This is a genomic window from Plantactinospora soyae (assembly GCF_014874095.1).
Classification (GTDB): Bacteria; Actinomycetota; Actinomycetes; order Mycobacteriales; family Micromonosporaceae; genus Plantactinospora; species Plantactinospora soyae.
In genome coordinates this window covers 5,005,880-5,017,834 of record NZ_JADBEB010000001.1, presented here as the reverse complement: position 1 = coordinate 5,017,834, position 11,955 = coordinate 5,005,880, and the positions used below count along the sequence as shown (strand labels likewise).

The window sequence follows — 11,955 nt, the reverse complement described above, 5'->3', positions numbered from 1 at the left end:
GCCACCGCCGTTTCGGCGGCCGGGGCGGTACGGCCGGGATCAGGCCGGTACGGGCCAGGCCTGGGCGAGCAGCGTACGGGTGTCGGCCAGCAGTTGCGGCAGCACCTTGGTCCGGCCGATCACCGGCATGAAGTTGGCGTCCCCGCCCCACCTCGGCACGACGTGCTGGTGCAGGTGGGCCGCGATGCCGGCGCCGGCCACCCCGCCCTGGTTCATGCCGATGTTGAAGCCGTGCGCGTTGCTGACCCGCCGGACCACCCGCATCGCGGTCTGGGTGCAGTCGGCCAGCTCGGCCGTCTCCTCGGTGTCCAGCTCGGTGTAGTCGGCCAGGTGCCGGTACGGACAGACCAGCAGGTGTCCGGGGTTGTACGGGTAGAGGTTGAGCACCACGAAGACCCGCTCGCCCCGGTGCACCACCAGGTTCTCCTCGCCCTCGCGTTCCGGGGCGAGGCAGAACGGGCAGCCGGCGGGCTTCTCGTGTCCCTCCCCCGGCCGGTCCGGTCCGGAGATGTAGGTCAGCCGATGTGGTGTCCAGAGCCGGTCCAGCCCATCGGGCATACCGGGTTCCGCGTGGGGCGCCGCGCCTGTCACGCCGATGATCCTACGACCAGCGCATCGGGCTCCAGCCATCCGGACCGGTCAGGTAGGCCCGAGGGGTCAGCGCCGCGGCCTGGGCGGCGGTCAACTGCGGCCGGTCGGCACCGGTCGCCGCCCCCGGGCCTCGGTTGGCGTACTCGGCGTAGCGGGCGTCCCGCCACGACCAGGTGCCGAAATCGGTCCACGGTGCCGGGTTGAGGTGCGGACCCAGCCAACTGTCCCGGATCACGGTCTGGGCGATGGCGTTCGGGTCGTTGCTCGGATGCCAGGGCCGACCCAGGTACACCGTTCCGGGTGCGACGGCTCCGGTCAGCCTGCTGCGGACGACGAGGAAGCCGTACGGGTTCTGCAGGTCGGTGCTGGCCGCGGTGACGTACCCGTTGTTGGTGGTCGAGCCGCGGTCGAGCGACCGGATCTCGCAGCGGTCGAAGACGGCGGTGCCCCGGCCGAAGATGAAGTCGACGTCGCCCTCGACGTGACAGTTCCGGAAGTACGCCCGGCTGACCGTCGCCACGTCCGGGCTGTTGACGTAGAGGGTGTCCTGGTTGGCGAGGAACCGGACGTTGTCGAAGACCAGCCGGTCGGCCCGGGTGAGTACGGCGACCGCCTGCCGGTTGGTGATCTCCGGGTGGGCGGCCTCGTCGAAGGAGTTGGCGAAGGTGAGGTTCCGGGCGGTGAAGTCGGCGCCGGAGATGGTCACCGACGCGCTGCCCGAGGTGCCCCAGGTGCCGCCGTCGGGGCGTGGCGTGCCGTTGGCGCGGTCGTCGGTGATGACCACCCGGCTCGGATCGGCGCACAGGCCCCGGAAGACGATGTGCGGCTTGTCTGCCGGCACGATCACCTGGCCCGGGTAGGTCCCGGGCCGGATGGCGATGGTGAAGGTCGACGGGTTGCCGGACGGTACGGCGTCCACCGCGGCCTGGATGCCGTCGACGTCGCCGCTGCCGTCGGCCGCGACGGTGAGACCCCGGCGGTGTCGGGCTCCGGCCGGGCGGGCCGGCAGCGCCGTCACCGCCGCGACCGTCGACGCCGCACCGGCAGCCAGAAGTGTCCTGCGTCGCATGCCGCCGCCAATCCGGGTCCCGCACGGAAAGGGCTTTCCCGCGTCGTCCACCCGAGGCTATGCCGGCACAGCGATCTCGGTCAATGCCCCTCGGTGGGCCGGCGGTTCCCCGACCTGCCCGGCATCGTGCTCGCGATCGCCAGGCCCTGGCCGACGCCTACTCCGAAGCCGGCTCCGGCTCGGGCTCCGCGCTCGGGCCCGAGTTGGTACGCGACCGGACCACCTCGACCACGTGCGCCACCGCCTCGACCAGCGGTACGCCGTTGCGCTGCGAACCGTCCCGATAGCGGAAGGAGACCGCCTCGGCCTCCACGTCGGCGTCTCCGGCGATGGCCATGAACGGGATCTTCTGCTGCTGGGCGGTACGGATCTTCTTCTGCATCCGGTCGTCGGAGGTGTCCACCTCGGCCCGGATGCCCTCGGCGCGCAGCGCCGCGACGAACCGGTCGAGATGGGTGGAGTGCTCGTCCCGGATCGGGATGCCGACCACCTGCACCGGAGCCAGCCAGGCCGGGAAGGCCCCGGCGTAGTGCTCGGTCAGCACGCCGAAGAACCGCTCGATGGACCCGAACAACGCCCGGTGGATCATCACGGGCCGCTGCCGGGTGCCGTCCGACGCCTGGTACTCCAGTCCGAACCGCTCCGGCTGGTTGAAGTCGACCTGGATGGTGGACATCTGCCAGCTCCGGCCGATCGCGTCCTTGACCTGCACCGAGATCTTCGGGCCGTAGAAGGCCGCACCGCCCGGATCCGGCACCAGGTCCAGCCCCGACGCCTCGGCGGCGACCCGCAGCGCGTCGGTGGCCTCCTGCCACTCCGCGTCCGAACCGATGAACTTCGGCGAGTCGTCCCGGGTCGACAACTCCAGGTGGAAGTTGTCCAGGCCGTAGTCCCGGAGCAGGTCGAGCACGAAGGTCAGCAGCGTGGTGAGTTCCCCGGGCATCTGCTCCCGGCTGCAGTAGATGTGCGAGTCGTCCTGGGTCAGTCCGCGTACCCGGGTCAGGCCGTGCACCACGCCGGACTTCTCGTACCGGTAGACGGTGCCGAACTCGAAGAGCCGCAGCGGCAGCTCCCGGTAGGAACGCCCGCGCGCCCGGAAGATCAGGTTGTGCATCGGGCAGTTCATCGCCTTGAGGTAGTAGTCCGCGCCCTCCAGCTTCATGGGCGGGAACATCGTCTCGGCGTAGTACGGCAGGTGGCCGGAGGTCTCGAAGAGCTGGCCCTTGGTGATGTGCGGGGAGTTGACGAACTGGTAGCCCGCCGCCTCGTGCCGGCGCCGCGAGTAGTCCTCCATCTCCCGACGGATGATCCCGCCCTTGGGATGGAAGACCGCCAGGCCCGAGCCGATCTCTTCGGGGAAGCTGAACAGGTCGAGGTCGGCGCCGAGCTTGCGGTGGTCGCGCCGGGCGGCCTCCTCCAGCAACTTCAGGTACGCCTTGAGTGCGTCCCGGGTCGGCCACGCGGTGCCGTACACCCGTTGCAGTTGCGGGTTGCGCTCGTTGCCGCGCCAGTAGGCGGCGGCCGAGCGCATCAGCTTGAACGCGCCGATCAGCCGGGTGCTGGGCAGGTGCGGGCCCCGGCACAGGTCCGACCAGCAGGCCTTGCCCGAGTCGGCGTCCAGGTTGTCGTAGATGGTGAGGTCGCCCGCGCCGACCTCCATCACCTCACCGGCGTCGAACCCGGCGCCGCCGCCCTCGGTGCCGGCACCCTTGATCTCGATCAGTTCGAGCTTGTACGGCTCGTCGGCCAACTCGACCCGGGCCGCCTCCAGGCTGTCGAAGCGCCGCCGCCGGAACCGCTGCCCGGACTTGATGATCTCCTGCATCCGCTTCTCCAGCCGGGCGAGATCGTCCGGCTGGAACGGGCGGTCGACGTCGAAGTCGTAGTAGAAGCCGTTGTCGATCGGCGGGCCGATCCCGAGCTTGGCCTCGGGGAAGGTGTCCTGGACCGCCTGGGCCAGTACGTGCGCGGTCGAGTGCCGCAGCACGTTCAGCCCGTCCGGCGAGTCGAGCCGGACCGGCTCGACCGGGGTGTCCGCCTCGGGCGTCCAGTCCAGGTCGCGCAGCCGGCCGTCCGGGTCGCGGACCACCACGATCGCTCCCGGGCCGGCGCTGGGCAGACCCGCCGCGGCCACCGCCTCGGCCGCCGTCGTACCGGCCGCGACGACGACGGGGTCGGCCACGACAGGGGTACGGGCTTCGGACACGGGTGACTCCTTCGATCTTGGACGAATCGGACCGCGCCGAGGACTTCGGCAGTGGAGATGCTATCGGTCCTGGCTTTTCCACCTGCCAGCGCCGCTACCTCGGCGTTAGATTGACGCCGTGACACCCATGGACGCGGTGAGCGCACTACAGCGCAGATACGAGACCTTCTTCGCCACCGAAGCGGCGGTGCCGTTCGCGGTGGCGCCGGCCGGCGGGCCGGCACAGATCCTCGGCAGCGGAGATCCGCTGTTCACCATCATCATCAAGGACGAACGCGGAGCCAAGGCGCTCGCCGCCCTGGACCAGTTCGCCGTCGCCGTGGCGTACCTCCAAGGCTCGCTGGACGTCGACGGTGACCTCGCCGCCGCGCTGCGGATGCGGTCGTTCTTTCCGGACCGACATCCGATCGCCTGGCTCGGGCGGTTCGTGCCGGCGCTGCTGCGCGGCGGGCGGAAGGAGGACGACCGCCGCGCCATCTCGCACCACTACGACGAGGACTCGGAATTCTTCCTCACCTTCCTGGACCAGCGGCACCGGTGCTACACCGAGGGCGTCTTCGTCTCGGACACCGAGCCGCTCGAGGACGCGATGACCCGGAAGATGGACCTCGCACTGGACGCCATCGGGGTGCAGCCCGGCGACCACGTCCTGGAGGTCGGCGGCGGCTGGGGCGCCTTCTCCGAGCACGCCGCCCGCAAGGGCGTCCGGGTCACCACCACCACGCTGTCGGTGGAGTCGGAGCGCTTCCTCACCGAACTGTTCGACCGCGAGCGGCTGCCGGTCAAGGTGGTCCGGGAGCACATCTTCGGGTACTCCCCCGGCGAGCGCTTCGACGCGATCGTGAACATGGGCGTCACCGAACATCTGCCCGACTACCGCACCACGCTGCGCAAGTACGCCGAACTGCTCCGCCCCGGCGGCCGGGTCTACCTGGACGCGCTGGCGATGCGCCGCAAGCACCTCGTCTCCACCTTCATGAAGCGGTACGTCTACCCCGGTGGTTCGGCCCCGCTGCTGCTGCACCAGTACCTGCGGCACGTGGCCCACTCCCCGTTCGAGCTGCTCAGCCTGGACGACGACCGACACAACTACTACCTCACCTGCCGGGAGTGGGCCCGGCGGCTGGACGGCGCCCGGGACGAGATCGAGCAGCGCTGGGGTGCGCCGCTCTACCGCCGCTTCCGGCTCTTCCTCTGGGGCTCGGCGGCCGGCTTCGACACCGGCCTCGTCCAGGCGTACCGCTGGGTCCTCCAACTACCCGCCCGGTAAGGAAGGGCCCCTTCTTATCGTTTTCTGTATAAGAAGGGCCCCTTCCTAACACCTGGGGGCCGGCCGTTATCCGATCGTTAGGGCGCTCCGGATGTGCGTGGGAGCGCTCCCGAATAGGGTCGGCGGGAGCCGATGTAAGTGACGGTCATCGATCTGTCTGCGGTGGCCGTACGCCGGGGAGCGGCGCCGGGCGTACGGGCCGCGCCGCCGAGAGGACCTCCCGTGCGTACCCCACCCACCTCCGCCGCCCTGTCCCGTGCCGTGCTGCTGGTCGCCCTGCTGACCCTGCTCGGGATCGGCGTACCGGCCCCGCCGTCGGTCGGCGCCGCCGCGCTGCCGTACCAGGATCCGGCCCTGCCGGTGGCCACCCGGGTCGACGACCTGCTGGCCCGGATGAGCCTGGACGAGAAGATCGGCCAGATGACCCAGGGCGAGCGAGCCTCGGTCACCCCGGCCGACATCACCAGCTTCCGGCTCGGCTCGGTGCTCTCCGGCGGCGGCTCGGCACCGACCCCGAACACCGCCACGAGCTGGGCCGACATGTACGACCGGTTCCAGAACGCCGCCCTCGGCACCCCGCTCGGAATTCCGATGATCTACGGCTCGGACGCGGTGCACGGGCACAACAACGTGGTCGGCGCGACGATCTTCCCGCACAACATCGGACTCGGCGCGACCCGCGACCCGGAACTGGTCCGGCAGATCGGCCGGGCGACCGCCGAGGAGGTCACCGGCACCGGCGTGGACTGGACGTTCGCCCCGTGCGTCTGCGTCGTCCGCAACGACCGGTGGGGCCGCGGCTACGAGTCCTTCGGCGAGCAGTCGGCCCTGGTCAGCTCGATGACCAGCGTCATCGACGGGCTACAGGGCGCCGCGCTGGACGAGGGCGGCTCGATCCTGGCCACCGCCAAGCACTACCTCGGCGACGGCGGCACCACCGGCGGCACCGACCAGGGCAACACCCAGCTCTCCGAGGCCGAACTGCGCAGCATCCACCTGCCGCCGTTCGCCGAGGCGGTACGCCGGAACGTCGGCTCGGTGATGATCTCCTACAACAGTTGGAACGGGCAGAAACTGCACGGCCACGCGTACCTGATCAACGACGTACTCAAGGGCGAACTCGGGTTCACCGGGTTCGTGGTCTCGGACTGGAACGGCATCGACCAGCTCGACGGCGCGACCGGGTTCACCGCCGCCGAGGTCCGCCAGGCGGTCAACGCGGGCATCGACATGGTGATGGTGCCCACCGGCTGGCGGCAGTTCATCAGCCTCCTCCGCACCGAGGTGCAGGCCGGACGGGTCAGCCAGGCCCGGATAGACGACGCGAACCGCCGGATCCTGACCAAAAAGTTCGCGCTGGGCCTCTTCGAGCGACCGCTGACCGACCGCGCGTACACCGCCACCGTGGGCAACGCGGCGCACCGGGCGCTCGCCCGGCAGGCGGTGGCCCGGTCCCAGGTGCTGCTGAAGAACGACGGCAACATCCTCCCGCTGGCCAGCGCGAACAACCGGATCTTCGTGGCCGGCAAGAGCGCCGACAACATCGGGTACGCCAGCGGCGGCTGGACCATCTCCTGGCAGGGCGGCAGCGGGGCGATCACCCCCGGCACCTCGATCCTGGCCGGCATCCGGACCGCGGTCGCCCCGTCCAGCACCGTCACCTACCACCCGGCCGGAACCGGCATCGACAACTCGTACCGGGCCGCGATCGCGGTGATCGGCGAGACGCCGTACGCCGAGGGGCGGGGCGACCGGCCATCCGGGATGGGACTGGACGCCACCGACCTGGCCACCCTGAACACCCTGCGCGCGTCCGGGGTACCGGTGATCGTGGTGCTGGTCTCCGGCCGGCCGCTGGACATCTCGGCGCAGCTGCCGGGCTGGCGGGCCCTGCTCGCCGCCTGGCTGCCCGGTACCGAGGGCGGCGGCGTGGCGGACGTGCTGTTCGGGACGTACCGGCCGACCGGCAAGCTGCCGGTGAGCTGGATGAGCGGCGCCAGCCAGCAGCCGATCAACGACGGAGACGGCAAGACACCCCTCTTCCCGTACGGCTTCGGGCTGGGCTACTCCGGCGGCTGACCGGTCGGAGGCTCGGCTTCACGTTTCCGTCGATCCGGAACGGCGATCTGACCGGCGGAACGGGCCGATCCCCCTATACCGGACGTCGATTTCTCCGACTTGCCACGGGCAGTACGGTCATCAAGTGGCCACGGTGCTTTTGGTCGAAGACGACCATGTCGTACGCGGCGCAATGCTGCGCTCCCTGGCCGACCGCGGGCACGCGGTGCACGCGGTCGGCACGGCTCTCGACGCCCTGCGCCGGGTTGCCGCGGAAACACCGGACCTGGTCGTCCTCGACCTCGGGCTCCCCGACCTGGACGGCGCCGACGCGCTCCGGATGCTGCGCGGCATCACCGACGTACCGATCATCATCGCCACCGCCCGGGACGACGAGCAGGCGATCGTCCGGCTGCTCCGGGCGGGTGCCGACGACTACATGGTCAAGCCCTTCACCGGCGCCCACCTGGACGCCCGGATCACCACCGTGCTCCGCCGGGTCGGCCGGGCGAGCCGGACCATCGAGCCGGCCGTACACTCCGTCGGCGGGCTGCGGATCGACGTCGGCGAACGGAGCGCACTCCTGGACGGGGTGCCGCTGGCGCTGACCCGCAAGGAGTTCGACCTGCTGGCCTATCTCGCGGCCCGCCCAGGCCGGGTAGTGTCCCGCCGGGAACTCTTGGAGGAGGTATGGCGGCAGCCATCGGTCGGCGAGGACCAGACCATCGACGTACATCTGTATTGGCTACGCCGCAAAATGGGCGAGTCCGCGGCGAAGCCGCGCTACCTGCGCACCGTGCGGGGGGTCGGGTTCCGGTTGGTGGTACCGGACTGAGGTTGGCGCTGGCCTACCTCGGGGCCGGCATGACCACCATCGTCGCGCTGGCCTTCCTGATCCCGCTCGGTACGGCGCTCGACCGCGACGTCCGGGAGGACGCGCTCGCCGACGCGGCCCGGCGCAGTGCCATGATCACCGGCGCGTTGGCGGTGAGCTCCGATCCGGCGGTGGTCCGACGGGTCATCGAGGCGGGCGGCGGCAACTCGACCAACCCACCGGTGGTGCACGGACTCGCCACCGGCGGGACGCCCCGGGCCGGTTCGCAGGACGTCGACCAGGCGATCCGGGACGGGTCACCGGTCGTCGCGGACGTACCCGGCGGAGTGGTCCGGCTGGAACCGGTGCCGGTCGCCGGCCGCGTCCTCGTGGTCGAGGTCTTCGTCGCCGAGGCCGCGCTGAACGCCGGCACCGGCGGCACCTGGCTGATGCTGATCCTGGTCGCGATCGGGCTGGTGGTCGCCTCGGTGATCGTGGTGGACCGGCTCGCCGCCCGGGCGGTCTCGTCCGCGCGCGGGCTGGTCGACGCGGCCCTCGCGGTCGGCGACGGAAACCTGGAGCTGCGGATCCAGCCCAGCGGGCCGCGCGAACTGGCCGAGGCCGGGTACGCCTTCAACCGGATGGCGGATCGACTGGTCACCTCCCGCACCGACGAACGGGAACTGGTCGCCGACCTGTCGCACCGGCTGCGTACCCCGCTGACGGTGCTGCGGCTGGACGCCGACGCGCTGGACTCCGACGACACCAGCGTCGGCTCGTTCAGCGCCGCCGAACTCGACCGGCGCCGGACGATCCGACGGATCCGGCAGGCCATCGTGACGCTGGAAGGCGAGATCGACGTACTGATCAACACGACCCGCAAGACCGTCTCCGCGGAGGCCCTGCCGGGCAGTTGCGACGTCAGCGAGGTGGTCCGGGACCGGATGGTGTTCTGGGCCGCGCTGGCGGGCGACCAGAACCGCTCGCACCGGGTCACCGGCGCGCAGCTTCGGATTCCGGTGCCGGTGCCCCGCGCCGAGCTTGCCGCCGCGCTGGACGCGGTACTGGGCAACGTGTTCCGGTACACCCCGCAGGGCACCGCCTTCGAGGTCGCGGTCTCCCGCCGGGACGGCTACATCGCGGTCCGGGTCGACGACGCCGGACCCGGGATCGCGAACCCGGACCGGGCGCTGCGCCGCGGTGCCAGCGACCAGGGGTCCACCGGGCTGGGGCTGGACATCGCCCGCCGGGTGGCACAGCAGGCCAGCGGGTCGGTCAGCATCGACCGGGCCCGGCTCGGCGGTGCCAGCGTGGTGATGCTGCTGGCCGACCCGGACGCGGCGCCACGGCAGGTCAGCCGATTCGGACTGGTCGGCCGGCTGGCCCGGGAGAAGGAGTCCGCCACCCGCCGCCGCTGGGGCCGTCAGCGCCAGACCGACGAGTGACCGCCGCCCCGCCCGGTGAACGCGCTTTCCCGACCGGGCGGGGCCGGCGCCGTCGGTGATCGTCATCTCCGCGAGTTGCGCGTCCAGGGCTATTTTCTGGTCCGGCGCAAGTCTTCCTTAGGTCTGAATTAACGCTCGGCCGGCGGCCCGGCTCCGGTGGCAACATCAGTCGCGATCCCATCCCGCTCCACCGGACCACCAACCCGCAGATGTTCGCCCCTACCGGTCCGGGGGAGCCGTGCGCGCGGCGGGAGCATGGTCCCCCACACCTCGCTTCCGCCGCGCGCCAATAGCTAGGACCTGGCACCAACCCGGTGACCCGACCGGGACCCGCACCGCCGCGACGCCCTGTCGGCGCGAACCACGGTGCGACAGCGGTCGGGAACCCACGATCGCTGGCCCGGCGCGGCCGCCCGCAGCACCCCGCGCCGGGCCAGCCTCTATCCTCTCCCCCGCACGCCGTCCCGTCCCCCGTCCCCGCACGCCGTCCCGCCGATCCGGCGGGATCAGGAGCCGGACGCGGCGAGGTAGGCGTCGATCTCGGCGGTCAGCTTGTCCTTGTCCGGCCCGGCGAGGAAGGACGCCGCGACCGCGTTGCGGGCCAGCCCGGCCAGCCCGGACCGGTCGAGGTCGAGCAGCCGGGCGGCGACCGCGTACTCGTCGTTCAGGGTGGTGCCGAACATCGGCGGGTCGTCGGAGTTGACGGTCACCAGCAGGCCGGCCGCCACGAGTTGGGGCAGCGGGTGCTCCTCGATGGTGCCGACCGCCCGGGTCCGGACGTTGGAGGTGGGACAGACCTCCATCGGAATCTGGTGCTCGGCGAGATAGTCCAGCAGTTCGGGGTCGCGTACGGCGGAGATGCCGTGCCCGATCCGCTCGGCGCCCAGCTCGCGGATCGCGTCCCAGATGGTCCCGGGACCGGTGGTCTCCCCGGCGTGCGGTACGGAGCGCAGGCCGGCCGCCCGGGCCTGGTCGAAGTACGGCTTGAACTGGGGCCGGGGCACGCCCACCTCCGGACCGCCCAGGCCGAAGCTGATCAGGCCGTCCGGCCGCTCGTCGAGGGCGATCCGCAGGGTCTGCTCGGCCGAGGGCAGCCCGGCCTCCCCGGGGATGTCGAAGCACCAGCGCAACGAGATGCCCAACTCGGTCTCGGCGCTCCGACGCGCGTCCTCGATCGCCTCGCAGAACGCGGGCGCGGGAATCCCCCGGTGCACGTGTGAGTACGGCGTGACGGTCAGTTCCGCGTACCGGACCTGCTGGCGGGCGAGTTCCCGAGCCACCTCGAAGGTCAGCAGCCGGACGTCCTCCGGATCCCGGATCAGGTCGACGACGCTGAGGTAGATCTCGACGAAGTGCCCGAAGTCCCGGAACTCGAAGTAGTCGGCGAGGGCGGCCGGGTCGGCCGGCACCTTGGTCCGGCCCTCGTGCCGGGCGGCCAGTTCCGCCACGATGCGCGGCGACGCGGAGCCGACGTGGTGGACGTGCAACTCCACCTTGGGCAGTCCGGCGATGAAGGCCGATAGGTCGGTCACGGGTTCTCCCTACTGCGATGCGCCGGTGCGGGCGACGAAGAAGATGCGGCGGAACGGGTAGTACACCAGCCCGCCCCGGATCGGGTACGCCTCGGCGAGCCGCTCCGCCAGGCGGGCCCGGAAGGCGTCCCAGTCGGCACCCGCGCCGCCCAGCGCCGCCCGGACCGGACGCAGGGCCGTCCCCTCCATCCAGGTGAGCACCGGATGGTCGGCGCCGGAGGTCGGTAGCAGGTGCACGTAGGTAGTCTCCCAGGCGTCGACCTGGCAATCCGCGCCGGTCAGCAGGTCCGCGTAGCCGGCGGCGTCGGAGACCGGCGCGTCGCGTAGGACGAGATCGACAAGACCACGCCAGCGAGGTTCCCCGGCGGTCGCGTACAGCGCCCGGTGGGACGCGGCGGCGAAGTTGCCCGGCACCTGGACCGCGAGCCACGAACCGGTGGTCAGCTCCCGGGCCCAGCGCACCAGCAGTGCCTCGTGTCCGGGAACCCACTGAAGTACGGCGTTGGAGACCACCACGTCGACGTCGGGACCGGGCGACCAGGTCCGGGCGTCGGCCACCTCGAATTCGACACCGGAGGCGGCGGGCCGGCTGCCGTCGAGTGCGGCCCCGGCAGGCCGGGTGTCGGCGAGCCCGCTCGCAGCCCCGGCCGCCCCCGGCGGGTCGGAGTCACGCGCCGTCGCGGCCTCGATCATCTCGACCGAGGAGTCCAGGCCGACCACCCGGGCGGCCGGCCACCGGGTCGACAGGGTCGCGGTGAGGTTTCCGGGTCCACAGCCGAGATCGACCACGACACGGGGCCGCTCGGCGCCGACCCGGGCGGTCAGGTCGTAGAACGGCCGGGACCGCTCGTCGCCGTACCGGAGATAGGTCGCTGGATCCCACATGGCGCCTCCAAACCGTACGTACGTCTTGTTTACCACATCGGGCGGGCCCGGGTGTTAAGCGGGGGCCCTTCCTATACCGGAAGCG

9 protein-coding genes are annotated in these 11,955 nt (G+C 71.4%); 4 read left to right on the top strand and 5 right to left on the bottom strand.

Going from position 1 to position 11,955, the window contains the following annotated elements; genetic code table 11:
* Positions 1-39 precede the first annotated feature (39 nt).
* The 3 genes from H4W31_RS22330 to thrS all read right to left on the bottom strand — a co-directional run bounded on the left by H4W31_RS22330 (position 40) and on the right by thrS (position 3,866).
* Positions 40-558: an HIT family protein gene (locus tag H4W31_RS22330; RefSeq protein ID WP_192768430.1), complete on the bottom strand. Its 519-nt coding sequence runs from the start codon at positions 556-558 to the stop codon at positions 40-42.
* A 43-nt stretch (positions 559-601) separates the two neighbouring features.
* Entirely contained in the window at positions 602-1,660 is a 1,059-nt protein-coding gene (locus tag H4W31_RS22325; protein WP_192768429.1) for a pectinesterase family protein, read from the bottom strand.
* 157 nt (positions 1,661-1,817) lie between these two features.
* Entirely contained in the window at positions 1,818-3,866 is a 2,049-nt protein-coding gene (thrS, locus tag H4W31_RS22320) for a threonine--tRNA ligase (protein WP_192768428.1), read from the bottom strand.
* Positions 3,867-3,993: 127 nt separating this feature from the next.
* On the opposite strand from thrS, the gene H4W31_RS22315 reads away from it, so the two are divergent.
* From H4W31_RS22315 to H4W31_RS22300, 4 genes are all read left to right on the top strand, one after another.
* Entirely contained in the window at positions 3,994-5,136 is a 1,143-nt protein-coding gene (locus tag H4W31_RS22315; protein WP_192772308.1) for a class I SAM-dependent methyltransferase, read from the top strand.
* A gap of 138 nt (positions 5,137-5,274) precedes the next feature.
* On the top strand, positions 5,275-7,215 hold the full coding sequence (locus H4W31_RS22310; RefSeq protein ID WP_318783345.1) for a glycoside hydrolase family 3 protein: 1,941 nt from the start codon (positions 5,275-5,277) through the stop codon (positions 7,213-7,215).
* A gap of 124 nt (positions 7,216-7,339) precedes the next feature.
* On the top strand, positions 7,340-8,029 hold the full coding sequence (locus tag H4W31_RS22305) for a response regulator transcription factor (RefSeq protein ID WP_192768427.1): 690 nt from the start codon (positions 7,340-7,342) through the stop codon (positions 8,027-8,029).
* A 29-nt stretch (positions 8,030-8,058) separates the two neighbouring features.
* Positions 8,059-9,453, top strand: a complete 1,395-nt coding sequence (locus H4W31_RS22300; protein ID WP_192768426.1) for a HAMP domain-containing sensor histidine kinase — start codon at positions 8,059-8,061, stop codon at positions 9,451-9,453.
* Positions 9,454-9,959: 506 nt separating this feature from the next.
* Here H4W31_RS22300 and H4W31_RS22295 read toward each other — a convergent pair.
* Together H4W31_RS22295 and H4W31_RS22290 are read right to left on the bottom strand one after the other, a co-directional pair.
* Positions 9,960-10,985: an adenosine deaminase gene (locus H4W31_RS22295; RefSeq protein WP_192768425.1), complete on the bottom strand. Its 1,026-nt coding sequence runs from the start codon at positions 10,983-10,985 to the stop codon at positions 9,960-9,962.
* Positions 10,986-10,994: 9 nt separating this feature from the next.
* A complete protein-coding gene (locus H4W31_RS22290) occupies positions 10,995-11,870 on the bottom strand; it encodes a methyltransferase domain-containing protein (RefSeq protein ID WP_192768424.1) in 876 nt (291 codons plus the stop codon).
* Between the last annotated feature and the right edge of the window lie 85 nt (positions 11,871-11,955).